The organism is Microbulbifer sp. MCCC 1A16149 (assembly GCF_050368945.1).
Taxonomy (GTDB): Bacteria; Pseudomonadota; Gammaproteobacteria; order Pseudomonadales; family Cellvibrionaceae; genus Microbulbifer.
The window spans coordinates 867,593-892,405 of sequence record NZ_CP185959.1 but is presented as its reverse complement, the minus strand read 5'-3'; the positions used below and the strand labels follow the sequence as shown (position 1 = coordinate 892,405).

Below are 24,813 nucleotides of genomic sequence, written 5' to 3'. Positions count from 1 at the left end.
GAATCAATTTGACGCCAAATCTAGACGAACTCCAGACCAAAATCCTCAAAGTATTCACAGAAACAAAACAAACACCCACAAAAAAGGGCACCCTGTGGGTGCCCTTTCTGTTTGCAGCTACAACTATTTACTCAGTCACGCGGCGGCTTCGGCTTGCGCTTTTTAGCGGCGAAAGACGGCTTGCCGCCCTTGCGAGCTTCACCGCTTCCACCCTGGTCGGTGAACTTGGCGATGTTCATCGGGCGGCCGTTTACGCGCACCTTTTTCAGGTGGTTGAAGATTTCCTTGGGCATGCCTTCCGGCAGGTCCACGGTGGTGTAATCCGGGTAGATTTCGATGCGGCCGATGTAGGAGCTGTCGAGATCCACTTCGTTGGCAATGGCACCCACTACGCTGCCCGGGCGTACGCCATGGTCGCGGCCTACCTCGATGCGGAAACGCTCTTTGCCTTCATCGGGCGGACCAACGTGCTTCTGCTTATCAAAGCCTTTCTTACCGCGCTTGCGGTCGTCGAAATCGCGGTCGCGGCGGTCGCTGCGCTCATTCCGGTCATTAAAGTCGCGCTGCTTCGGCTCGCGCTCGTCCAGCAGCAGCGGGCTGTCGCCCTGGGCCATGGCGGCCAGTGCGGCAGCTACATCCAGCGGGTCCATTTCGTTTTCGGCCAGGTACTGCTCCACCAGGTCGCGGAACGGCGCCAGGTCTTCACGGCCCTGCAGGGTGTCGGTAATACGCTGACGGAACTTCTCCATACGCGAGGCGTTTACCGCCTTGGCAGTCGGCAGCTCCAGGCGCTCGATGGGCTTCTTGGTCGCCTTCTCGATCACACGCAGCATGCGGCGCTCGCGCGGAGCCACGAACAGGATCGCATCGCCTTCGCGACCGGCACGGCCGGTACGGCCGATACGGTGAATATAGGCTTCGGTGTCGTAAGGAATATCGTAGTTGATCACGTGACTGATACGTTTCACGTCCAGGCCACGGGCCGCCACGTCGGTGGCTACCACGATATCCAGCTTGCCTTTCTTCAGCTTGTCGATTACCTGCTCGCGCAGGTTCTGCGCCATGTCGCCGTTCAGGGCAGAGCTGGCAAATCCGCGAGCTGCCAGCTTGTCGGCAATCTCAACGGTAGCGTTCTTCGTGCGCACAAAAATGATGGTGCCATCCACGGGTTCCGCTTCGAGGATGCGGGTCAGCGCATCCATCTTGTGCAGGCCGCCCACCGGCCAGTAGCGCTGGCGGATGGTATCCGCGGTCTCGGTCTTGACCTTGATCTTCACGTCTACCGGGTTGTTCAGGTGATCGCGCGCAATCTTGGCAATCTCCCGCGGCATAGTGGCGGAGAACAGCGCGATCTGGCGCTCAGCGGGGACCTGCTCGAGAACCCACTCCACGTCGTCGATAAAGCCCATACGCAGCATTTCGTCGGCTTCATCCAGAACCAGGGTCTTGAGACCGGACAGGTCCAGTGTGCCTTTGCGCATATGGTCCATAACACGGCCCGGGGTACCCACAACCAGCTGCACACCGCGCTTCAGTTGCTGGATCTGGCCGCGGTAGTCGGCGCCACCGTAAATAGGGGCAACGTGGAAACCTTTGAGATTGGCGGCGTAAGACTGGCAGGCCTCGGCCACCTGGATGGCGAGTTCACGGGTCGGTGCCAGTACCAGTGCCTGGGGGCGCTTGCTCTTCAGGTCGAGCCCGGCCAGCAGCGGCAGTGCGAAGGCGGCAGTTTTGCCGGTACCGGTCTGGGCCTGGCCCAGCACGTCGCGGCCTTCCAGCAGTGACGGAATAGTCTGTGCCTGGATGGGGGATGGGGTTTCATAACCCAGTTTGGTAACGGCTTCGAGAATTTGTGTCGGCAGGCCCAGCTGGTCAAAACCAGCAGGTGCAGAATTGTCGGTCATATTGAGTTCACTTGAATGTACATAGGAGCCGAGTCGGCGCTTACCCCACTGGGATAACCATAGCGCACGACTGAAGATTGCTGGGCAAGGCGAAGAAGCCCATTAATAGCACCGGCTATTTCAAGCTCATTCAACTCAGAGACAGGGGCCTGTGGCGAGGAGGTCTGTTACCCATTTTGACAATTGTCCCGCTTGAGGCCTTACTCGGGCTCAAAGCCAGATACGGGCCGGGACAAGAGGCTGCGCAGTCTACCAGTTTGGTGGAATACTGCCAGCTTATTTTTTAACCAGAGCTAAGTGCTGAGTGGGAAGCGTGGCACGCAAGCCTGCACTAGACCGATATCGAGTGATCTTAAGCGCTTTGACAATCCAATTGCCTCGAGCCACCCGCACTTCAGAGAATCCCGAACTGACGAAGAGCAAGCAGCTTAACTTTGAGACCAATCAGTCACAAGAGTGTCCGTGATTACGGCGAGAACGAATTTCAGCAAGTGACCGTCTCCTGAAAAATCGCTGCGCTCAGAAAACACACGATAGGCATCATATCGAGCGGGCGAACTCTACTCAGCCAATGCGACTCGCGTTGCTCTCAGTTTGCCTATAAATCCTATAACGGTCCTCCTTAGACCAAGCAGCCCCTTCAGCAAGGGAGAAATGTGTTTATGCCGGGCAATAGCCGCCTCCAACCAGTAACCGTTGTAGGGCTGAGCACCCCTAAAGAAAACTAACTTAAATATCTCGAAGTAGGTTGGGCGTGGCGCGATGAATCGACCAATTGTTTCATTCTGGTCTTCGAAAAATAGAGCGTTGCCGTAAATGGTGGCCTCTAAATAAGTAGGTGCTTTAAAAAAACGCTTCAAAATTCCGGTTGCAATAGTTTCTAGCCCTGCAACTTGTATATCATGAATCGAAACGTTTTTTGAGAAGACTCTTGCATACTGCGTAATACTGTCTGCTTGTGCATAGATCCCCCATTTTACGGCAGCAGTATTTTCCTGATTTCTCAAAACAGGGGTCACCAAGCCGTTAGCACTTTTTGAGTAGCCAATCGTACTTCCGTGATCAGCCATCATAAAATGCTCAAGCATTGTGGTATAGGCTTCCAGAAAACTCCTACTTGGCGATGACGCATAATTGTAAGTAAACGCTGAATATTTCTCGTTTGGCAACGTTTCTGGAACTCTAATCAAGCCAAAATAATAACCACGAATTCCGCACTTAGGCCGTAAACCTGCGTAATCGAGGATACATGCAAGAGATTTTTGTAAGCGCCCATTCCAACCGATATCAACAATCCCAGACCTCTGCTCTACAGAGAACCCTTGTTGACGCAAGTAATCTTTCGCTAAGAGAAAGCTTTCCTCCGAAGATTGGATTACCGATCGTTGTAAATTTGGCGAAGAAACGAATATCTGCTTAACGCTTTCTCGCTCGTTATTATTGAGGTTTCTATCAATTTCATTTTCAGAGACCAGACCTGAAAAATAGTCAATATAATCAAGGACCTTAAGATTTACGCGATCGAATATTGTTTTCAAAGAAAGATGGGATGTGTTGTCGAAGATCCAATCGAACCCTACCTCACCTGCACAAAACTGAGCTGGACCGTGCCAGGAGTGGCGCGACCCGTACAAGTATGAGATACCTATATCAATGTTTTGACTTTTAATAATTTCAACAGCGATTTTATGCAAAACCCAACCGTCGCGAGCAATAAAATACAAGTGCTCTATTTCATCCTCCCTTGCCCTCTTTAAGATCCAGTATACATAACTGGTTAAAACAGGTGCCACGACATTGGCACTTGTATTCCAGATATGATGCTCATTCGACTCAGGAGAGTAAGGGTTATCCAATCGAGTGCAGTGCATAGCTTCAGATATCAATGAGAGAAGAGCGGGCTCCTTGATTACCTCCAGTCTACAAAGAGCTAGTTCGTCCACGAGTGCAGTAGTATTGCTGTACTGAGCAGCATTTTCCCCAACATCTTTGGTAGACTTTAAAGCCCCTTGCATGTTACTCCCCTTTTGAAAGAGATTCGCTAAGTTAGTTTTTTATAGTCAAGATATAGTCAAAAAAACGGAAGGAACAAGGGAGGTGACCCGCTGAAATCTCACCCATCTCTAAATGAAACATCGCTATAGTAATTACGACTTCCACAAAAGAGTCACTCTCGCCTTACCTGCCGGATATAAAAAGCATGAGTACAACAATGTATAGATAGGCCTAAATACCGATTTTAAAAATAAAAAGGGATCTTTGTCGGACTTAGCTTCTAGAGCGCTGTATTCCAGTCTGTCGACTATATTACTCGTAAAACTTTTCGAGCCCACTAGATAATCCTGGATACACAAAGGAGAGATCCACTGGTATACCTTGATTTTTGGAATATTTCGACGCGAGGGATCAAACAGCTCCGAATCGACGGCTAAACACATGCTATTAGAATTTTCTACGAGCCAACTTGCGGTCGTTCGACTCAAAATATAGGCAGCCGTCCCGCCATGATTTGTGAGTAACTCGTGAGCCCGAACTGGCCCTACACTATACGCTGGTCTACGAGTTACTGTTACTGACGCCAGCAATGTCTCAAGCTTATGAACTGCAAGTTCATCTGATCGAACAAAATTTGGAAACTCAGAAATGAATTCGGAGAAGCCTTCGCTAAAATGGACATCATCCTCCAGTATAAGAGCAAAATCATCGCTGCCTTCCGAAAACCGACGCCAAGCATCGATATGGCTCAGCATACACCCCACCTCGGCGAGACTTAAATCTGCTCTCCCCGAAGAACAGTGAAACTCTTTCTGCTGCTGGGTTAGCGCCCTGCCCCAAACTGCCGGAACACGTTTAAATGGCAAAGCTCGGTTAGCCAACTCCGCACTAATATAGCTGAGCCTTTCTAAGTCCTTATCCAAGTTTACGACATATATTGAAAGCATACCCAGCCCTACCTCATAGTAAACAAGCGCTTAAAAAACCGAGAGGATTCTATAGCTTATCGACGAGACACTACGCTAGTAAAAACTTCAACTATCTGACTTTCTTCAACCCTCACCAGCATCGGCGTGCGCCTGAATAAACCCTTTAGGTTCACACTCATTAGGCGAACCAACTTTCACCTTTAAAACAAAGTACATAGAAAGAATTACCTTGATAAGCATACTCAAGATCGCAGCCCAAAGAATATAGACAACCCCGAGCCCCATTTGCACACACGCAAAGAGCAAAAACACACTCAATATAGAAGAGAATATAGTAACTGATAGTATCTTTGAGCTATCGCCTGCGGCCGCGAGAAACGACTTAAATGCATTATCGATTGCGGCCAGGGGAATAAGAAGCAAGCTCACAGGTAGCAGTGCGGCAACAGGTAGCCAAGACTCTGACCAAAAATTAATAAGCAGGAACTCCGCGACCACCATAATGCAAAGAGCTCCCAAAGCACAAACTAGAGCCAACAGCAAAGCGGATTTTACGGCTTGAAGTGAAGAACTAGCCTCTCGGATATAGTGGGGTAAGAAAAATTGTTTCCCAACTTGATCCAAAACTTGACCGGCAATATCGGCTGGCTTGCGTGCAAAATTATACAGCCCGAGTATAGCAGGCCCCATAGCAGCACCGATAACAACCTGCTCTATCTGGTAAACTACCAGCCAGCCAATATTGTTTGAAACCGCCAATTTCCACCCGTCCCTAAGCCAAAGGACTATGCGCTCTATATCTATTAAAATTCTATGTGTATAGGGGCTTAAAAACGCTATTACAAAACATCCCGCTATACCTGCAACGATATAACGTATAACCAACGCCCATACACCGCCACCTTCAATAGCCGTAAAAATACCGGCAACACCGCCAAGGAGCGCGGGAGCCAGTTGGAATGTAGACATCAGGCGATAATTCTGATTCAGCGCAAAGGTGGTTGCACACCCATATGTGAAACCGCGACATATAAAAGGTATTGCTAAAAAGCATACGATCTGGCCGACCTCTTTTGCCCCCCAAAGAAAAATAATACAACCAGCAATCACGCATAGAGTTGACCAAAATGCAGCGAATAGAAATGCAGCACCATTAAATATTTCCTTTGCCTTAGGATTTTCACGCTCCCGCATGTAACCAAACGCGGAACCAAGGCCAAAAAAGCTATCTCCTATAGCAATCAGAACCCAAGCCAGAGCAAACACACCATAGTCTTCGGGCACAAGCCAAAGCGAGAGCCCCAAAAAGGTCGAGAGATGTATTAACTTCTCCAGAACATTAACACCACCAACCCACAAAAGTCCTCGCGACTTAAAAAAGGATATTCCTGTCAATCTGCTGAGATTAATCACCGTCGATTACAGCCTTTAATTTACTGAGAAATTGCTGCTCGCTATACAGTTTAGCCCTTTTTTCTGCTGCATCCCGAAAACTCAAGCTTCGGGATTCAGTCATTTCATAAACTGCCTTCACAACCGACTTATGGTTAACCGCCTCTATGAAAACTCCGGTTTCACCATCTACAACGGTTTCAAGCAACCCCCCTTCCGCTACAGCAATTACCGGCTTCCCGGCCGACATTGACTCAACAGGAGACATTCCGAAGTCTTCGTCCATTGGTATATATATAGTCGCGATGCAATTTCCTACCGCATCGTAAAGCTCTTCGTCACTGGTCCAGCCAAGAAATTTAATATTGTCAAAACCATCAGCCATTTCGACCAATTTTTCATATTGGCTCCCACCGGACGCAACAATGAGATTCTTGTCAGGCATTTCCATAAATGCCCTGATAATAAGATCGACTCGTTTGGCGGGCTCCAGTCGAGCTGTCGATAAATAGTAGTCACCAACGCCAAGCCACTTAAATCGGTCCACGTCCACGGGAGGATTAATAACATGCGATTCGAGACCGATATATTTCTTGATTCGGCCTCGTACGTTTTCTGAGTTTGCGACAACTATGTCCATACGTTTAATAGACGGCTCATACAGCGCCTTAATTAACTGACATAGAAAGTGAAAAGCAATTCCTGTCAACGGCCCCATTTGAGATCGCTTGAACTCGTTCAGGTCGTAAGGAGCTCTAGGTATGGTATGGCAGTAGAGAATATTTTTTTTAGCCTTTTTTCGGTTTCTCAAAATGGCCATTGGTGCATATTCACCACTATAAATCGCCCAGTCGTAGTCTTTACGGAAGACCTTGCTGAATACGAAAGTGAGTAGTGTTTTGAGTGTTTTCCACCCCCTCCGGCCCGTGTATTTTGTGAGCGCATAAATGGATCCACTACGCTCCCCCGAGGTTTCAGATGGAAATAGCTTCTCGTCTTTGAGCGCAACACAAAAATCCGTCCCAGTAAACCCCCTAACGATACTAAAAGAGAGTTTCTCAGCTCCGCCCCTTGCAAACAAATAGTCGTACAGGAGGATCCCTTTTTTATTTTCCGCAATATTCATGAACGAATCTCCAGGATACGCCTTGGATCTTCCTTCCCGAGAAGAATATCGAAGAGCCCCATAATATTTCCAAGCACACGACCTCGGCGATCCACCCAGTATTCCGGCCTAACTGACCGAATCAGATTGGCCACCAACCTGCGCGTCACGTTTGTAACGGTTTCGGAAAGAGGCATAGTTCCCTTTTTCCACATATAAAAGGGGTTTACAACCTGCGAATACCCCAATCTTCGTCCACTCGTGCGGCCCATTTTATGCCCCATGTGAACACCTACACACCGGTTCGCATTAATCACCCGACCATACCTGGCAATTTGTGCACTGAAATCAAGATCCTCGAACCACCCGTAAAGTGGCAAGGCTTCATCGAAGCGAGTTCCAGTCTTATTGACGGTTTCCAGCCGGAAAGACATGTTACAACCATACGTGGTTCCGTTATCTACCAGAGTTTCTGCACCTAAATCCTCATATTTTTTTACCAAGGAAAGGGCATCATCAAACTCAATACCGGGGGAATTAATCCCATCTGCAATTACCTTACCTGCGCAACCAACAATATCTGGATTCTGCAAGTAGATCTGGCGCAGCTCCTTGCAATAATCTTTATGCAACAAAAAATCATCATCCAGAAATAGCACTATACCGCTACATTTTTCGAGTTCTTTCAGGATGGTATTTCTCTGCGCAGTCAGTCCTTTTGGCCCCTCAACAACCGAGACTAACTCTTGAATATCCTGAGGTAATTCAAGCGCACCCACATCATTTTCTACATCTATGGGCGCAATTAAAATTCTATCCGGAAAATCTGACTGCCTGGAAAGGTCTCGCAGGACCCTATGTAATAAATCTTTACGACCACAGGTCGCAATACCTATCGACAATTCCATTTGTACTCACTCCCTAGCAACAAGTGGCCTTATACCGACCGTGGAACAGCCAAGCCCCAACAATATGTAAAACAACATACCCAAGAAAAATGAAGTTGCACTCGCCATTGCGGGCAACAATATGACTAGTGCACCAGCTTTGGCTGCCGCTGCAACAATATTTTCATCTTTAGAATCAGAAACCTGTCGCCCTCGAACGGCATATCCCAGAAACAGTAAAAATGCCACGAGCCCAATTACACCCACATTACTCAAGACGACCATCAGAAAGCTGCTTGCACGGTTACCACCGAGCCCCACCCCCCAAAATTGGGTATCTATTAAGTTATTCCAAGCCTGATGATTCCAACTCATTCGCTCTATGCCGGAATCACTTTCCATTTTTGAGAAAATTGCGGACTCCAAAATTGCAAATACATCTTCTGTGAATACGACCAACAGAAAAAAAGCTACCCCCAGGGCGAGCAAGCTAGCCCAAAACACATTTTTCCCAATTTTGGCTCGTAACAATCGATCTCTCTCAATCATAATGACCATGATCACAACACCAACGAGACCGAGGTATGCGCTGGAAGAGGTTGTCATCAGCAGGAGGAATGCTGTAACTAAACTTAAAATACCGGTATATCTTTGGCAGTATCCCTTCAGGTACAGCGCCAGGTTGAAACCAAGCAGGCCGACAGAGAACCCACTAAATGCTGATGTTTCCGGAAACACCCCCGAGATCCTGCGAATACCATGCATGCTCTGATCGACCATCGCGTATCCTGCATTCTTAATAAACATAAGTGCTTCAGGGAATCCCATGTAAAACGTCATAAGATCGAGCACGCCAAATAGTGCGTTTATCGCTGTCAAGGTAATCAATGCGTTTGCAAACATTTCCATGCCGGAAGGTGTACGAGAAAGGCCAACGACTATAACGAAACACACAACCGCGCCCAAAAGGTAAATAATCTGTGCGATATGAGACCCGCCAAACTCCAAAGCCTTTAAAACAAAATTTCCCTTCTCAACGTTGTATACGAGAACGTCTCCTTGAAAAAAAAGAGGGGAGAAAATGCTCGCCATTATTGCGATTACGGTGAAGGCGATTAAAGCGAGTACTGCTCGGTCTTCTACCAGCGCTTTCTTGATCAAAGCAACTGCTTTGGGCATGCGCAAAACATACACAAGTATGAACGGCAACATAAATGTTACCGGTTGAATCGGGCGCCCCCCTAAAAAGTGGAGAGTGACTGCGGCGGAAGCACCAAATAGCGCGCTGACGACAAACAGCATGACAATAAACGTTGGCTTGCGGACCTGCGCCCAAGAACCCAAGGCGGTAAGCATCAAGCCACCGAGTGAGAAGCCCATTGCGTAGTGCCTATAAATGTATCAGTGGGGTTGACCTTGCTTTCAATATAATTTTGCAGAGCGTTTTCGAAGGCGGGGACGGAGAATTTCTCAGCATGATCCTTCATCAACTGAGGACTGAATCTACTGGCGTCTTGCTCAAATCGGTCAACAGCATCATTCAGCGCACTTACAGTCTGCTGCTGAAAGAAGATTCCCGTCCTTCCGGGAAGTACGGAGTCCATTGCTCCACCTGCGCCAAAGGCAATGACAGGCCGTCCCGATGCCATCGATTCCAAAGGTACGATCCCAAAATCTTCTATACCCGGGAATACCAGTGCCTTACACCGTGCGTAGTAGCGTTTTATTTGCGCAAAATCCTGACGCCCCAGAAACTTTATGTTGCCACTGCCGTTTGCCTTACGCTTAAGCTCATTCAAGCACTCCCCTTCTCCTATGACGATAAGGTTCCGCCCGGACCGAACAAATGCTTCCACAGCAAGATCGGGACGTTTGTAGGGCACAAGCTGGCCTAAAAGAAGGTAGTAATCATCGATTTCTTCCGAAATTGAAAACGCATCGACCTCTACGGGGGGATTGATGACATGAGCTTCCCGTCGGTAAATTTTCTTAATACGCTGAGAAACGTAAGATGAATTAGCGATAAAGTAATCGACTCTGGCCGCAGAGGAATAATCCCATATCTTTAAATAATGAATAAGCGGCGCCATTAAAAGCTTTTTTAAAAAGCCGGCGTTTTTTATGTAGCTGTGGTACATATCCCATACATAGCGCATGGGGGAGTGGCAATAGCAAATGTGGAGAGCATCAGGCCTGGTGACCACGCCTTTGGCGGGCCCAGATTCACTGGAGATAACGAGGTCGTAGGCGGTTAAGTCGAGCTGCTCTAATGCCAAGGGCATGAGCGGAAGGTACATCTGGTACTTTTTTTTCGCAAACGGAAGTCTGGCGATAAAAGTCGTTGTTATCTTGTGTTGCTTGATTGTTTCACTGATCTTCTCTGGAATATATACATGTGTATAGATATCCGCGTTCGGATATAGCCGACATATAGATTCCAGTACTTTTTCGCCGCCACGCATTCCTGTTAACCAGTAATGCACTACGGCAACCTTCAATTCAGACATCCATCCCCCACAAATCCTTCGCAGAAGTTTGGCTTCACAACTGATTCCTTGCGAACAGCTGTGACAATCAGCCACCCAGACTGGCTGCCTCTAAATCCCTTGAGTGCCCAGCCTTGAACTTATTGTATTGGTTTTACATTTTTAAGTCCTGAGAAACTTTACGGTTTGAAGCTTGAGTTATTCAGCGCCATGCAATCTAAGCAGCAATATTTATACCAGCTGCCTTGGTACCCAATCGCAAACCACCTATATATCAGGCATGTGGCGCAATTTGGCACACCCGGTTCTACCCTTTGCAAAATCCTGGCAAGTTTTCGTTCAGCTCCGACTCGGCCAGCCACCCACAGACTTCCCTTTCCTGCATATACATGGACACCTGGGTTAGCACCGCATCGCGGCTGCGATGGTCGGCAATTCCCCGAATCATATGGGTCTTCAGCATCTCCCGGCGCTCGTCGTGCAACGCCGGCAAACGCGGCAGGCCTGCCTGGACAATGGCGGTATGGACCGCCGGGGTGTAAGGCCCCAGGGAGGCAGCCCGAACGAGGTATTTATCCAGATCCTGATCAAATTCAAACAGGCGGATCTTGAGCTGGGCCATCTCCGCCCAGCTATCCGGCCACAGGGGGCGCAGCGCCGCTGCCTGTTGGTGGAGAGTTAATGCCGCGCGGTAATCCTCTGTCGCGGAAGAACCTCCGGAAAACGCGCGCCATTCCAGCAAACGTGCGTGCAGAGTCAATTGATAGGGGTTATCGGGGTGCAGCTCCCGGGCGCGTTCAATCGCGGAAAGAGCTGAATCCATCGAAGCGGGGGAAGCCACCTTACCGAGTTTGTACCAGTACTTGAGCTGGTTCTCCACATGGATCACCTGCAGGTTGGCCAGCCCCTGCTTAGCCCCGGTGATACTCAGCAATGCGAGAACAAGCACCAATCCCCAAACACTAACTCGGGCAGCCAGCGGCACATCCGCCGGCCACAAAAGTCGCTTCACCCGGGCAAATCCCGACTGACGACGGGAGGAGCGACGGCGACGGCGTCGCCCGGACGGGGAATGCATGATTGATGGACTGTGCATAGGGGTTCTAACTTCGGGTTAAGTTAGGAAAAGTGGGTAGCCGCTATTTTACCGGGATTCTGCAACACCAACCGCCAGGCTTTGTCTTCGCCGACGACTTTGGCGGCAGCTTCGCGCCCGAGATTCAATACCGGCGGGCGGCGCACCTCGTGGTGAGCATCGGTGGCAAGGATCGTCACCAGGTCGTGCTCCAGCAACTGGATCGCGCGCTCCTGCGCGGGCTCACCGAAATGGCCAGCCACGGCACCGGCCGTTACCTGGAACAGGCATCCTTCCCGCACCAGCGGCATCACCTTGTTGAAATCGCGGATCACATCTTTATTGCGCTCGGGATGGGCGATCATCGGGCGCACTTTCTGCTTGCGCAGCCAGCGGATCAGCTGCTCGGTCCCCGGTGGAATATGGCTGTGCGGTAATTCCAACAGCAGTACTTTCTCACCTTCCCACTTGCCCAGATACGGCACCTGATTGAGCAGCACCATATTCAGGATTTCTTCGGAAAGACGTATCTCCGCAGCCATACCCAGTTTCAGCGGAATGGATGCCGCCTTCAGCGCGGCACATAGCTCGCGGTAAGCCCGGGTAATGGAAATAAGATTGTTGGGAAAGCGGCCGGTGTGGATATGGGGGGTGGCAACCGTGTGGGTAATGCCATCTGCAACCGCTGCCCGGGCAAGCACCAGGGACTGGTCGAGATCCCGGGCACCGTCATCGATGCCCGGCAAAATATGGCAATGGAGATCGATCATGCCACCTCTAGTGACCGCGCTTCTTGCTTGACCTTATCGGTGTTGGCCTGCGCCGCCGCGGCAACCGCCGCATTCTCCGCGCCGTAGCCATAGCGACCGGCATAGTAACCGTAGTATTCACCGTAGCCACTGGCCTTGGACGAAGTATCTACCTGGTTGAGCACCACACCATCCAGTTTCGCGCCAACCTGTAGCAGTCGGCCGATACCGTCGTTGATCACTTTCTGGCGGGTGCTATCTGACTTCACCACATACAGCATGGAATCCGCCACGCGGGATACCACCAGTGCATCACTCACTACCTGGGCGGGTGCGGTATCCAGAATAATGCGGTCGTATTTGTCAGCAAGTACCTGCAGTGCTTTTTCAAAGCGCGGCGAGGCCAGCAGCTCTTGCGGGTTCGGCGGCACGGCACCGGCAGGGATTACATCCAGGCCACTCTTTTCATCGTGGTGGATACATTCCGCCAGAGAAGCGCTGCCAGCAATCAGGTTAGACAGGCCCGGCTGATATACCGGCAGACCGAAATCCTTACCCACAGACGGACGACGCATATCCGCATCAATCAGCAGAACCTTTTCCATCTGTACCAGAGAGAAGGCCAGGTTTTCAGAAACCGTGGTCTTACCTTCACCGGGAATGGAAGAAGTTACCGAAATGATTTTGGCCGGCTTCTCCAGATGCGACAGCACCAGGCTGGTACGCAGCGTACGCACAGACTCCGCAAACTGGTGCTGGTTTGCCTCAAAGAAGGTACGCAGGCTCAAGCGCTGTCCCTTTGCGTGTTCCACCCAGGGCAGCAGGCCAATCATGCGCTGCGCCAGCTTGTTTTCCACGTCATCCGGATTGCGCACACCATCGTTCAGGGCCTCGAACAGGAACGCCAGCATTACACCGAGCATGGCACTGACTACCATGGCCAGCGCAACAATGAGCTTCTTGTTGGGCTTAGCTGGCACTCGCGGCGGGATGGCCGGATCCGTTACTCGAGCATTGGCGGCCTCAAAGGAAGAGGTTTCATTGGTCTCATGGAAGCGCGTCAAAAAGGCACTGTACAGCTGGCGGTTTACATCTGCTTCGCGCTTCAGTTCCGAGTAGCGGCTTTCCTTACGGGAAATTACCTGGTACTCGCCCTTGGTCTCATTCAGTTCACGGCTCAGAGAACGCTCGTTAGAAAGCGCTGCCTGGTACTCACTCTCGATACCGGCCACCAGCTGGCGAACTTCATCGCGCAACTTTGATTCCACGGAGGCCAACTGGTCCTGGGCCGCGATCATCTTCGGATGCTTGGGACCATAGCGACGGGACAATTCCGATACCTTGCGAGAGGCCTCGACTTCCGCCTGCTTAACATTGGCGATTACATTGTGATTCAGCACTTCCGGCAAACTGGCCAATGCCACAATATCGGTATTGCTGGCACTTACCAGCTCGCGAATGCTCGCCGCCTGCTTGAGCTCTTTACGCGCAGTCAGCAGCTGCTCGGTAATCTCGTTGAGTTCCTGTGCAGCCAGGCCCCTTACGCCCTCCACATCCACCAGACCTTCCTGCTCCTGGAAAGCCTGCAGCTTGGACTCGGAAGCCTCAAGTTTCAGGCGAAGATCATCCAGCCGGCTATTCAGCCACGTGGTGGCCTGCTGAGTCATCTCCAACTTGGCTTCCAGGTGGCTATTGATATAAACGTCGGCCACGGTGTTCGCAACCTTTGCCGCCAGCTGGGGAGACTCGGACTCGAAAGTGATCTTCACCAGCTGCGTATTACGCACAGGGGAAATTGTCAGGCGTCCGGCGAAGGCATCTGTTACTTGTTGCAGTTTGAGAGCTTCGGCCTCTTCGGGCGTCAATACCGGCGTTTCCTTCGCCAAAAACGGCAACATACTCCGAATGCTGAAACCGGCTTCCTGCTGTTCCGGGTCAAACTCCGGGTGCGTAGTCAGGTTCAGTTTCTTCACGACCGCTTCGGCAATGCGTTTTGACTTGAGGATCTCGAACTGGGTAAGGAAGTATTCCTTGCGGCTGGAGTCCAGCCCGTACACCTCTTCAATCGACAGGGCCTTGGCCTGCTCGGCCTCGATCATCAGAGTAGCAGTGGCCTGATAACGCGGCGTCATGGAAAGCACAACGATTGCCGTGAGCATGGTTACGGCAATGGAAAGCGCTGCAATGCGCCACTTAAAACGGTCCACAATGCGCCAGTACTGGCGCAGATCAATCACTTCTTCCTGAAGTAAACGGTCCTGATGATTCAGGGGAGTCGCGTTCTGTTCCGCGTTCATGGGTTACTACCTCAGAAGAAGCTCTGCTCTACAGTCACAATGTCGCCGGGGCGCAGCAGGGTATTCAGTGCGGCCTTCCGCTTGGTTTGCGCGGGATCGTCCCCGCGAATAATGAAAATCTTGCTTTCCGAGGCGCGCTCGGTAAAGCCCTCGGCCAGTGCTGCCGCCTTGCCAATGGTCAGGCCGGGCTGGAAGGGATAGCCACCGGGCTTCTCCACTTCGCCGTTAATAAAGAAGGGGCGGTACTCGAGAATAGATACGTGCACATTGGGGTTTACCAGGTAATCCCCTTTCAGCCCCTCAACGACCATCCGCTCCAGGCCAGATACGGTGAGACCTGATACTTTCAGCTCGCCGAGAAACGGGTAGTTGATCAAACCACTATCACTAAGGATGGTTTCCATGGTGAGATCTGCTTCGTCGTAGACGCTGATCAGGATCTTGTCGCCAGAGCCCAACTGATAATCGTGGGCGCTGGTGCTCTCCTGCCCCTGCGCAATCGCGGTAACCGCAAACAGCGCAGCATAAATGACAAAAGCAGCGCGGAAACCGCGCTGCAGCAAAGCGTTCAACATACCCATATGTAGTCCGGTCTATTGGTTAATCGGGATTTACAGGGAAGCCTGCAGCCCCACAAAGGTCACGTTTTTCTCGTAGGCAAAGCCAGCAACGTTGGAATCTTTATCCGAAAGGTTGATACCGGCCTTGAACGCCAACCAACGGCGCATCTGATAGTTCAGCTGCAGTCCGAAAGAGCTGACGTCATCTTCACGATCTACGCCTTCACCCTGGTAGTCATTGATTGAGTAATCGTAGGTAGCCTGGCTGGTCAGACGATCTGCCCATTCGTGGCTCCAGCCAAAGGTGTAGCTGGTGGTATCGATAAAGTCCCCCACGCCGTCGGTTTCGCTGCTGCGACGCGCGGTATTCAGGTCAAACGCGCTGTACTCTTTCGGTGTCCAGCGCACGCCCACTTCCCAGCTCGGACCGGAGAAGTCTTCGCGAGCAGCACTTTCAAATTCTTTGGTACGTCCGCCCACTTTTACGGTACCGGTGGTTTTGGCGGTGCCTTCCCAGGTTACACCCACCTGATAGCGCATTTCCGAGCTATCCAGCGTGTCCGCACCGTCAGCCACGTAATCGTAACCAATGTCGCGACGGTCGATTTCCGCCAGCAGCTTGGTGCGGCTACCGGAATTGTATTTAAAGGCTAGGGTGCCGTAGTCGGTACCGCGGTCACGGCCAGCGGTACGCAGACCACCTTCGTAGTCCTTGTCATCTGTACCCAGCAACAAGGACAGCTGCCCCTTGGCACTCTCCGCACCGAAGGTGTACTTACCGTTGATATCGTTGCGTTTGAATCGATCAGGCTCGGAAATATTGTTGCCGGAACCCTGGGAAAAACCGGTACCTCGGGGCTCATGGCCATCGGTCAGGCTGCCTTTGAGCTCCAGCTTGTTACGGTCGTTAAACTCCCAACCAGCGCCGCCGGACAGAAAGTGGTCGGTGTAGTTATCTTCTTCACTCTCGAAGTACTCACCACGCACCAGGGAATAATTCAGGTTATAGGCAGAAACACCATTATCCGCAGATAACAGGAAATTCGGGTTAATGACCGCGACCGGGCTGTCGATCTCATCAGTCTCCGCCATGGTGACGTTGTCGTCGTGCTGGAAATCCATATTCAATGAAGGCGTGAACTCAATGCCGCTGCCCAGCTTTACGCTGGCGGCTTCAACCTGCGCCTGCGCACCAGCGGCCCCCAGGGTGCTCACCAGGCAAATCACAGCAGACAATTGTTTTTTATTCATTGTTCCCTATCCAAAATGGTCCTGAATTTGTTTTATCAGTAAAGGTCCGTATTCATTCGCCGGACCTAACATGCTTAGCCCGCCCTTTTTTGTACTTTTTTCGTACAACCCCCGAGGCGAACCAGCAAAAATGAGACGCGCATCACATAGAAGCGACGCACATTATCACAGCTAGCCAACAAGCTCCACAGCTTGTAACAGCATGCAATCAGTAGGCATTACTGCCCACAAATCCCTTGAACAAAGTCATCCATACAATGCGGATATCCAACCAGATAGACCAATTGCGGATGTACTGTAAATCGTGCTCCACGCGCCGGCTCATTTTCTCGAGAGTATCGGTCTCTCCCCGCCAGCCATTGACCTGCGCCCAGCCGGTAATACCCGGTTTGACCTTGTGCCGCAGCATGTAGCCGTTCACCAACGCGCGGTACTGTTCGTTATGGGCTACCGCGTGGGGACGCGGGCCGACAATGCTCATGCGGCCCTGCAATACGTTGATAAACTGCGGCAATTCATCCAAGGAGGTACGGCGCAAGAAAGCGCCTACGGGCGTAATGCGGGCATCGTTCTTCTTGGCCTGCACTACGTTATCGCCGTTATCCTGAACCGTCATGGAACGAAACTTCCACACCTTGATGGGGCGCCCATCCAGACCGTAGCGGTGCTGCTTGAAGATCACCGGCCCTTTCGAGGTCAACTTGACCGCAGCTGCCACAGCCAGCATGAGCGGAGAAATCAGCAACAGGATAACGGAAGACAACACCAGGTCCTCCAAACGCTTGAGCCAGCTGTTGATCCCCTCAATGGGGGTATCGTGCACACTCAACAGGCTGCTACTACCTACCTGGTAGAAACGCGCGTGCAGGAGATTGTTGACAAACAGATCGGTCGCCACATGTACCGTCACCGTACTATCGGCAAAAGCGTGCAAAATTTCGGCAATACGCAGCTCTTCGCGCATGGGCAGTGCGATATATACAAGATCCAGCTCGCCAGCCTTTGCCGCAGCCACCGCCTGCTCCAGGTCTCCAAGGATTCGCTCGCGGTCATTTTGCGACCAGGCTTGCTCATCACTTTCCGCCCCGGGTACCCGATAAAAACCGCTTACCCGAATACCCAGCTGCGGCTCGCCATTGATATCCGCCGCCAGGCGCTTACCGGAATCCGTAGTGCCGATCACTACCGCGGTGCGGGAGTTAAACCCCTGCAATCGCAGATAGAACAGCACCAATCGGAAGCCATAGCGCCAGGCACTTAATAAGGTCAGGGTGGTGAAAAACCAGGTACCGGCCGCCAAGCGAGAGAAACTTTCCGCGGTCTTGGTGAAATAGCCCACGAGTATCAACAGCACACACACCGCGATCCAGGAAAGCGCGGTAATACTGAACATATGCAGGTAGCTATCGCCCCGCCAGGAGCGGTAGAGGTTGAGGGATTCCGCCACGAACGCAAAGCTAACTGCGGCCACAAGACCTGCAATTACCCAGTCTTTGCTGACGGTAACACCCAAAAGATTACAACTGACAATCAGCGTACCGAGGATCAGTAATCCATCCAGTAACCGGTACAGTGCAGCCAGACCAGACTGGTGGCTGCGGATCCATCCCTGCTTCACTCTTCCTTCCCCCATGAATCCCCTCCGTGATCTCGCACCGCGAGATCGATCCATAAACTCTCCCAGAGCCAGCCAATCCTCGGCCAGCAAAGGCAGTGCCTGCAATGCACCACCAGCCCCAAATGGACCCAAACTCGGGCCTCTATTTATGGAGCAGGATCATGCCACAAATGTGACATGCGTCATATATTTGACGCGAAACAAAACAAATAACTTACAACCAAAGGTCAAATAACGACCAACAAGAATAATTTAAACGCATATTTTTTGACGCAAGAAGCGGGCCAACACCATCGCGAGTATTCCACCCACGAATACGCCCGTGGCATTGGCCCCCATGTCGATAAGCGACGCGGTGCGCGCAGGCATTACCCAGCCCTGCCACAACTCCAGACCCGCACCAAACAGCAGCAATCCCAGCAGCCCCAACAACCACCATCGGGCAGAAACTGAAAAAACCCAAAGGCCGGCCAACACCGCGAATACACCGCAATGCAACATCAAATCGAAATGGGGTACCACCTGAGGCACAGGCTTTGACTTCATGCCCGCAAAAAGCGCGGTAAAAAATACCAACACGAATAAAAATCGCGCGACTACGTGCAAAGCGCGTATGTTACTCACAAGACCTCACCCTACCCAATAGCCCTTATGGGCCCAAATAGTAAAACCCCGGTGCTGAACACCGAGGTTAGCGCTTAAATGTTGCAATATTTAGGCCCAGAAAAGGACAACAATCAGGCTGGTAAAAATTACCGAGTCATTAACTATGCACGCGCGTACCGGTCTTCGAGGCGGACGATATCATCCTCACCCAAATAGGAGCCGGACTGTACTTCAATCAGCTCCAGAGGGATAGTGCCGGGGTTTTCTAGGCGATGCACTTCACCCAGTGGAATGTAAGTACTCTGGTTTTCGGTCACCAGAAATTCTTTTTCTCCACAAGTCACATTGGCTGTGCCGGAAACCACAATCCAGTGCTCTGCACGGTGGTGATGCATCTGCAGGCTCAGCTGCGCACCGGGGTTAACCACAATACGCTTCACCTGGAAACGCTCACCATAATCCACAGAATCGTAATAACCCCAGGGGCGATAGACCTTGCGGTGCAGCAGCGCCTCGGAGCGGTTTTCCGCCTTCAGGCGTTCCACTACCTTTTTAATATCCTGCACGCGGTCTTTAGCGGCTACCAGAATGGCATCATCACTCTCAACCACGACCACATCATCCAGGCCCACGGTGGCGATCAGCTTGCTATCGCTCTGCACAAAACAGTTGCGGCTATCCTGAAGGATCACATCGCCTTTGGCCGAGTTGCCGTGGGCATCTTTCTCGGAGACTTCCCACAGGGCAGACCAGGAACCCACGTCACTCCAGCCACAATCCATGGGCACCACTACCGCATCGCGGGTGTGCTCCATCACGGCGTAGTCAATAGATTCATCGGCACAAGCCAGAAAGGCTTCGCTAGCCGGGCGCACAAAGTCCACATCAAAGGATGCACCCTGCAAAGCCTGCTCACATGCAGCCAGAATGCCCGGACGAAATTTGGCCAACTCTTCGAGGTAGCGGCTTGCGCGGAACAGGAACAAACCACTGTTCCAGTAGAAATCACCACTGCGCACATATTCTGCTGCGGTATCGAGATCCGGCTTTTCCACAAACTGCTCGACGCCAAAGGCGCTTTCTGAGGCATCCACGGCGTCAGCTTTGCGGATATAACCGTAACCGGTTTCCGGTGCGGTGGGTACGATGCCGAACGTCACCAGCTTGCCTGCCTCGGCCTGTGGCACCGCAGCGTGAACCGCCGCTTGGAACGACGCCACATCTTTGATCACGTGGTCTGCCGCTAACACCAGCAACAGCGGGTCTTCCTTGCCGCCAGCCGTCGCGCGCAGCGCCGCAAGCGCCACCGCGGGGGCAGTGTTACGGCCCGCCGGTTCCAGCAGAATGCCACTGTGGCTCTCGCCAGCTTCACGCAATTGCTCAGCAACAATAAAGCGGTGGTCATCCCCACAAATCAACAACGGCGGTTGGGATTCAATACCCTCCAGGCGTGCGCAGGTGTTCTGCAGCATGCTGGCTTCGTCGGTCAGGGGCAGGAACTGCTTCGGGAACAGCTTTCTTGAAAGCGGCCAAAGGCGGGTTCCTGAACCCCCGGCCATAATCACAGGTAAAATCATGCTCATCATTCCTTTGTGAGTACATTAAAGTTGTTGTCAGTTTGCATTTGCATCGAGATACCACTTGGAATGCTTATGTACTTCAGGGCTGGCAAGCAGCTCATCGACCTGCCACCAGCGGTAGCGGCCGTGCTGCTGATTGGGTAGCGCAGCGAGATCGAGATCCAGCTCAACGGCATAACCCAGCACCACATAGTGCGTGGAGAAGTCTTCCCCTGAAAAATTATCAGTGTAAAAGTGCTCGTACGGCCCCAGAAACTCAGCTTGGGTCATGGGAACGGCAACGCCGAGCTCTTCTTCGGTCAAGCGCAGGAAAGCCCGGGCGAGCGGCTCGTCTTTGACAATGCGCCCACCGGGCACAAACCAGAACCCTTGAGCCGGACGGTTCAGCCGCTCACCGAGTAACACTTCACCGCTGGCGTTGCGCACCAGCAAATCAATAGAAACCAGTGGTGTCGACGACACCACGGTTTTAAAGGTTTCCTGAGGCAATTTCTTTGCCATATTGGCATCAGCCACGGAAATCCGCCTGATGCTCAAGGAACCACTGGTAAGTAGAGGTCAGCCCCTGCTCGAGGCTGACGGAGTAGCGCCAGCCCAGGTCTGCCAGGCGCCCCACGTTCATCAACTTGCGCGGGGTGCCATCCGGCTTGGTCGCATCAAAGGCGATATTGCCTTCAAAACCAACCACCTTGGCCATGGTTTCCGCGAGTTCACGAATGGTGCAGTCCTCACCGGTGCCCACATTGATATGGGACAGCATCGGCTCGGTACAGGCCAGGTACTTGTCCTTCGGCAGGTTCATCACATGCACACTGGCCGCCGCCATATCATCTACATGCAGGAACTCGCGCATCGGCTTGCCACTGCCCCAAACGACTACCTCGGTATCGCCTGCCAGCTTCGCCTCGTGGAAGCGACGCATCAGCGCCGGGATCACGTGGGAATTCTGCGGGTGGAAGTTGTCATTCTCACCGTACAGGTTGGTGGGCATCACGCTGCGGTAATCCCGATCGTACTGGCGGTTGTAGGATTCGCACAGCTTGATACCGGCAATTTTCGCGATCGCGTAGGGCTCGTTGGTCGGCTCCAATACCCCGGTCAGCAGCGCGGATTCGCTCATCGGCTGCTCAGCAAACTTCGGGTAAATACAGGAGGAGCCAAGGAACAACAGCTCCTGGACACCGGCGGTATGCGCAGCATGGATGATGTTGCTTTCAATCATCAGATTTTCATAAATGAAATCTGCAGGGTAAGTATTGTTTGCCACAATACCGCCCACCTTGGCCGCGGCGAGATACACCTGGTCGATATTCTCGCTGGCGAAAAAGTCCGCAACCGCCTGCTGGCTTACCAGATCCAGCTCGGCACGGGTACGCAATACGAGCTCGATGGCCGGGTCGTTCTGTAGCTGACGCACGATCGCCGAACCCACCATCCCGCGGTGCCCGGCGACAAATACTCTTTTCTTATCAGACATACCGGCTATCACTCCACCGCCACGCTGATATCAAAACCATGCTCCTTCAGCAGCGCATGGCGCTTGGCCTGATCCAGATCGTGCGCCACCATCTCGGAGCACATTTCTTCCACAGTGATCTCCGGAACCCAGCCCAGCTTCTCTTTCGCCTTGGTGGGATCCCCCAGCAGGGTTTCCACTTCTGCGGGGCGGAAGTAACGCGGGTCGACTTTGACAATCACGTCACCCACGCTGATACCGGGCGCCTTGTCACCCTCAACCTCAACCACGGTAGCGATCTCGGCCTCGCCCTTGCCGGTAAATGCCAGCTTGATACCCAGCTCTTCCGCGCTCAAGCGGATAAACTCGCGCACAGAGATCTGCTTGCCGGTGGCAATCACGAAATCTTCAGCCTGCTCCTGCTGCAGCATCATCCACTGCATGCGCACGTAGTCTTTAGCGTGGCCCCAATCCCGCAGCGCATCCATATTGCCCATATACAGGCACTTCTCCAGGCCCTGGGCAATATTCGCCAGACCGCGGGTAATTTTGCGGGTTACGAAGGTCTCACCGCGGCGGGGGGATTCGTGGTTAAACAGGATGCCGTTACAAGCGTACATACCGTAGGACTCACGGTAGTTAACGGTAATCCAGTAGGCGTACATCTTGGCCACCGCGTAAGGTGAACGCGGGTGGAAAGGCGTGGTTTCCTTCTGGGGAATTTCCTGTACCAAACCGTACAGCTCAGAAGTAGACGCCTGATAAAAACGGGTCTTCTTTTCCAGGCCCAGGAAGCGGATAGCCTCGAGCAGACGCAGCGTGCCCATGGCATCGACGTCTGCGGTGTACTCCGGAGACTCAAAAGAAACCGCAACGTGGCTCTGCGCACCGAGGTTATACACTTCATCTGGCTGTACTTCTCGCAGGATACGCGTCAGGTTGGAGGTATCGGTCAGATCCCCGTAGTGCAGTTTGATACGCGGGTTGGCCTCGTGCGGGTCCTGGTAAATATGGTCAATACGGTCGGTATTAAAGGAAGAAGCACGACGCTTGATGCCGTGGACTTCATAACCTTTCTCCAGCAGAAACTCTGCAAGGTAGGAACCATCTTGACCAGTGATACCAGTAATTAGGGCCACTTTACCATTAGCGGCTACTGCATTAGCACTCATTTTTAAAACCCTTATTTTCTTTAGAACCTACCAGCTCCTGCAAATCTGCCACGAAGCGATCAATAATTCTGTCTTTATTTAAATATTCACACGCGTAATTACGCGCGACTCTATTTGGCTGCGTTGTGTCTTTTTCAAGACACCTCTCAAGCCCCTGAATAAACGCTGCCGTATTCTCAGGTTCCACCAGCTCATATATCCCCGGATGATCCTCGGCGATTTTACCAAGTTCTGTATTTTTTTCCGCAGTTACCAGCGCATGACCACCTGCAGAGAGGATATTGGTGAGCTTGGAAGGGAGCACGGCGTCTGCAGCGCCTACTTTTTGAACAACCAGGTGTACATCGGCCATTGCCAGGATCTTGGGGACATCTTCCCAGGGCTGGAGAGGCTTAAACTCAATATTGGCTAGCCCTTTATCCTTAGCTGCTTGCTGAAGCTCACCAGCAAACGCTCCGGTGCCGATTAACAGGAATTTAACATTAGGGCGACTCTCCATTGCTTTCGCCGCCTCCAACACAATCTCCAAACCCTGCTTTTGGCCAATATTCCCGGAATAGAGCACAACCATGTCTTGTTCACTGTAACCCCAGGCACGACGGATCTCGGAGCCGTCCACTTCAGGGGTTACGAATTCCGTATCGCTCCAGTTTGGGAAAAGCCGTAACCGTACCTGCGAAACTCCTTTCTGCGCCGCACGCTCCAGCATACTGTTCGAAATGGTAGTCACCATATCGAAGCGGCGCAAAAACCAAGCTTCAACTGCACTTACCAGTTTCTGCAACCGATTCCGTTTGACCGCGCTTACGCCAGACTCACCTGAGGTTTTAAGTCCAAACATTGCGTCGACTTCGTAATCCTGAATATGCATAACTGTTTTCGCTCGCACTAACCAACCATAAAACAGCGCAGCTGGAGCACAAAATAGAGTTGGCTGAACGACAAATATTACAGAAGGGCTCAGCCTGACCAAAGTGATTAACCTGAGTGCAGATGAAAATGCAAAACTCACCAAATGCAAAATACGATTCAATGTAGTGACTTTCTTAGGAACGAATAATGGGCAACGATAAACCTCTATTCCTCGATCAATTGATTTTTCCCATGTATTTGAATAACCTTTATGACGCATCCACTCCGGATAATAGGGGGGCGCAGTAATTACGCACACTTGCGAGCCACGCTCTATGATCTCAGAAGCCAACTCACTATTATATTTTCCAATACCAGTAAGTTCCGGAAAAAAATTGGAACTATATATAATTAGCTTCATCAGTCGAACCTGTACTTTACATGTCTAGCAGGAACACCAGCCACAACTGAAAATGGTTCAACATCCCTGACTACAACGGCACCTGCAGCTACAATGGCACCCTCACCAATTCTCACAGAACCGACTATTGTGGCCCTGTAGCCAATAAAATTATTACCCTCCAAAACAATGCTCGAAGGCGCGGCGCGACCACTCCAGTATGCAGTCATATTTGGGTTATCAAGCGTATGATCATGCCCCACGCAAGAGACATCAGACGACACTAGACAATCGCTACCCACATACAAATTTGTCTGCACGAAAAAATTTGCACCGCAGCTAAAGTTTCTCTCAATCTCTAAACACTGCGGAACCATCAAGCGAGCCCGAGGACCAAAAGAAACATTCTCACCGACCTTAAGTTTCTTTCTAAGAAAAATTTTTTGTCGCCAGTATCGACTTACCCGGAGCAGCCACCTTAAATTTGAATAAATTGGCG

At 51.7% G+C, this 24,813-nt stretch carries 20 protein-coding genes; all 20 read right to left on the bottom strand.

Going from position 1 to position 24,813, the window contains the following annotated elements; translation table 11 throughout:
- Positions 1 to 131: 131 nt before the first annotated feature.
- Positions 132 to 1,904 carry a DEAD/DEAH box helicase gene (locus tag ACONT6_RS03610; RefSeq protein ID WP_428820458.1) on the bottom strand — a complete coding sequence of 591 codons (1,773 nt, stop codon included), beginning with the start codon at positions 1,902 to 1,904 and terminating at the stop codon, positions 132 to 134.
- A 560-nt stretch (positions 1,905 to 2,464) separates the two neighbouring features.
- Positions 2,465 to 3,919 (bottom strand): hypothetical protein, encoded by a 1,455-nt coding sequence (locus tag ACONT6_RS03605; protein WP_428820457.1) that lies wholly within the window; start codon positions 3,917 to 3,919, stop codon positions 2,465 to 2,467.
- A 132-nt stretch (positions 3,920 to 4,051) separates the two neighbouring features.
- Positions 4,052 to 4,846, bottom strand: a complete 795-nt coding sequence (locus ACONT6_RS03600; protein WP_428820456.1) for a glycosyltransferase family 25 protein — start codon at positions 4,844 to 4,846, stop codon at positions 4,052 to 4,054.
- A 105-nt stretch (positions 4,847 to 4,951) separates the two neighbouring features.
- Positions 4,952 to 6,241: an oligosaccharide flippase family protein gene (locus ACONT6_RS03595; protein ID WP_428820455.1), complete on the bottom strand. Its 1,290-nt coding sequence runs from the start codon at positions 6,239 to 6,241 to the stop codon at positions 4,952 to 4,954.
- Complete coding sequence (locus ACONT6_RS03590; RefSeq protein WP_428820454.1) at positions 6,234 to 7,346, bottom strand: glycosyltransferase; 1,113 nt, start codon at positions 7,344 to 7,346, stop codon at positions 6,234 to 6,236. The genes ACONT6_RS03595 and ACONT6_RS03590 overlap by 8 nt, the downstream gene beginning before the upstream one ends.
- On the bottom strand, positions 7,343 to 8,233 hold the full coding sequence (locus ACONT6_RS03585; RefSeq protein WP_428820453.1) for a glycosyltransferase family 2 protein: 891 nt from the start codon (positions 8,231 to 8,233) through the stop codon (positions 7,343 to 7,345). The genes ACONT6_RS03590 and ACONT6_RS03585 overlap by 4 nt, the downstream gene beginning before the upstream one ends.
- 6 nt (positions 8,234 to 8,239) lie before the next feature.
- Entirely contained in the window at positions 8,240 to 9,592 is a 1,353-nt protein-coding gene (locus ACONT6_RS03580; protein WP_428820452.1) for an O-antigen ligase family protein, read from the bottom strand.
- The gene (locus ACONT6_RS03575) at positions 9,568 to 10,719 is read right to left on the bottom strand and encodes a glycosyltransferase (protein WP_428820451.1); all 1,152 of its coding nucleotides are present in this window, start codon (positions 10,717 to 10,719) and stop codon (positions 9,568 to 9,570) included. Before ACONT6_RS03575 ends, ACONT6_RS03580 begins: the two co-directional genes overlap by 25 nt.
- A gap of 286 nt (positions 10,720 to 11,005) precedes the next feature.
- Positions 11,006 to 11,794, bottom strand: coding sequence for a VpsP family polysaccharide biosynthesis protein (locus ACONT6_RS03570; RefSeq protein WP_428820450.1), 789 nt, complete (start codon positions 11,792 to 11,794; stop codon positions 11,006 to 11,008).
- 23 nt (positions 11,795 to 11,817) lie between these two features.
- Positions 11,818 to 12,543, bottom strand: a complete 726-nt coding sequence (locus ACONT6_RS03565; RefSeq protein ID WP_428820449.1) for a tyrosine-protein phosphatase — start codon at positions 12,541 to 12,543, stop codon at positions 11,818 to 11,820.
- Positions 12,540 to 14,819 carry a GumC family protein gene (locus ACONT6_RS03560; protein WP_428820448.1) on the bottom strand — a complete coding sequence of 760 codons (2,280 nt, stop codon included), beginning with the start codon at positions 14,817 to 14,819 and terminating at the stop codon, positions 12,540 to 12,542. Before ACONT6_RS03560 ends, ACONT6_RS03565 begins: the two co-directional genes overlap by 4 nt.
- 11 nt (positions 14,820 to 14,830) lie before the next feature.
- Positions 14,831 to 15,394, bottom strand: a complete 564-nt coding sequence (locus tag ACONT6_RS03555) for a polysaccharide biosynthesis/export family protein (protein WP_428820447.1) — start codon at positions 15,392 to 15,394, stop codon at positions 14,831 to 14,833.
- A gap of 36 nt (positions 15,395 to 15,430) precedes the next feature.
- Entirely contained in the window at positions 15,431 to 16,630 is a 1,200-nt protein-coding gene (locus tag ACONT6_RS03550) for an outer membrane beta-barrel protein (protein WP_428820446.1), read from the bottom strand.
- A gap of 208 nt (positions 16,631 to 16,838) precedes the next feature.
- Positions 16,839 to 18,263 carry an undecaprenyl-phosphate glucose phosphotransferase gene (locus tag ACONT6_RS03545; RefSeq protein ID WP_428820445.1) on the bottom strand — a complete coding sequence of 475 codons (1,425 nt, stop codon included), beginning with the start codon at positions 18,261 to 18,263 and terminating at the stop codon, positions 16,839 to 16,841.
- 237 nt (positions 18,264 to 18,500) lie between these two features.
- Complete coding sequence (locus ACONT6_RS03540; protein WP_428820444.1) at positions 18,501 to 18,872, bottom strand: hypothetical protein; 372 nt, start codon at positions 18,870 to 18,872, stop codon at positions 18,501 to 18,503.
- 143 nt (positions 18,873 to 19,015) lie between these two features.
- Entirely contained in the window at positions 19,016 to 20,431 is a 1,416-nt protein-coding gene (locus ACONT6_RS03535) for a mannose-1-phosphate guanylyltransferase/mannose-6-phosphate isomerase (protein WP_428820443.1), read from the bottom strand.
- Positions 20,432 to 20,467: 36 nt separating this feature from the next.
- Positions 20,468 to 20,950, bottom strand: coding sequence for a GDP-mannose mannosyl hydrolase (locus tag ACONT6_RS03530; RefSeq protein ID WP_428820442.1), 483 nt, complete (start codon positions 20,948 to 20,950; stop codon positions 20,468 to 20,470).
- Positions 20,943 to 21,911, bottom strand: coding sequence for a GDP-L-fucose synthase (fcl, locus tag ACONT6_RS03525; protein WP_428820441.1), 969 nt, complete (start codon positions 21,909 to 21,911; stop codon positions 20,943 to 20,945). Before fcl ends, ACONT6_RS03530 begins: the two co-directional genes overlap by 8 nt.
- Positions 21,912 to 21,919: 8 nt before the next feature.
- Positions 21,920 to 23,062 (bottom strand): GDP-mannose 4,6-dehydratase, encoded by a 1,143-nt coding sequence (gene gmd / locus ACONT6_RS03520; protein WP_428820440.1) that lies wholly within the window; start codon positions 23,060 to 23,062, stop codon positions 21,920 to 21,922.
- Positions 23,052 to 24,335, bottom strand: a complete 1,284-nt coding sequence (locus ACONT6_RS03515) for a WcaI family glycosyltransferase (RefSeq protein WP_428820439.1) — start codon at positions 24,333 to 24,335, stop codon at positions 23,052 to 23,054. The genes gmd and ACONT6_RS03515 overlap by 11 nt, the downstream gene beginning before the upstream one ends.
- Between the last annotated feature and the right edge of the window lie 478 nt (positions 24,336 to 24,813).

Coding starts and splice junctions, on each gene's coding strand:
- ACONT6_RS03610 (WP_428820458.1), bottom strand. CDS start 1,904: ATGACCGACAATTCTGCACCTGCTGGTTTTGACCAGCTGGGCCTGCCG.
- ACONT6_RS03605 (WP_428820457.1), bottom strand. CDS start 3,919: ATGCAAGGGGCTTTAAAGTCTACCAAAGATGTTGGGGAAAATGCTGCT.
- ACONT6_RS03600 (WP_428820456.1), bottom strand. CDS start 4,846: ATGCTTTCAATATATGTCGTAAACTTGGATAAGGACTTAGAAAGGCTC.
- ACONT6_RS03590 (WP_428820454.1), bottom strand. CDS start 7,346: ATGAATATTGCGGAAAATAAAAAAGGGATCCTCCTGTACGACTATTTG.
- ACONT6_RS03585 (WP_428820453.1), bottom strand. CDS start 8,233: ATGGAATTGTCGATAGGTATTGCGACCTGTGGTCGTAAAGATTTATTA.
- ACONT6_RS03580 (WP_428820452.1), bottom strand. CDS start 9,592: ATGGGCTTCTCACTCGGTGGCTTGATGCTTACCGCCTTGGGTTCTTGG.
- ACONT6_RS03575 (WP_428820451.1), bottom strand. CDS start 10,719: ATGTCTGAATTGAAGGTTGCCGTAGTGCATTACTGGTTAACAGGAATG.
- ACONT6_RS03570 (WP_428820450.1), bottom strand. CDS start 11,794: ATGCACAGTCCATCAATCATGCATTCCCCGTCCGGGCGACGCCGTCGC.
- ACONT6_RS03565 (WP_428820449.1), bottom strand. CDS start 12,543: ATGATCGATCTCCATTGCCATATTTTGCCGGGCATCGATGACGGTGCC.
- ACONT6_RS03560 (WP_428820448.1), bottom strand. CDS start 14,819: ATGAACGCGGAACAGAACGCGACTCCCCTGAATCATCAGGACCGTTTA.
- ACONT6_RS03555 (WP_428820447.1), bottom strand. CDS start 15,394: ATGTTGAACGCTTTGCTGCAGCGCGGTTTCCGCGCTGCTTTTGTCATT.
- ACONT6_RS03550 (WP_428820446.1), bottom strand. CDS start 16,630: ATGAATAAAAAACAATTGTCTGCTGTGATTTGCCTGGTGAGCACCCTG.
- ACONT6_RS03545 (WP_428820445.1), bottom strand. CDS start 18,263: ATGGGGGAAGGAAGAGTGAAGCAGGGATGGATCCGCAGCCACCAGTCT.
- ACONT6_RS03535 (WP_428820443.1), bottom strand. CDS start 20,431: ATGATTTTACCTGTGATTATGGCCGGGGGTTCAGGAACCCGCCTTTGG.
- fcl (WP_428820441.1), bottom strand. CDS start 21,911: ATGTCTGATAAGAAAAGAGTATTTGTCGCCGGGCACCGCGGGATGGTG.
- gmd (WP_428820440.1), bottom strand. CDS start 23,062: ATGAGTGCTAATGCAGTAGCCGCTAATGGTAAAGTGGCCCTAATTACT.
- ACONT6_RS03515 (WP_428820439.1), bottom strand. CDS start 24,335: ATGAAGCTAATTATATATAGTTCCAATTTTTTTCCGGAACTTACTGGT.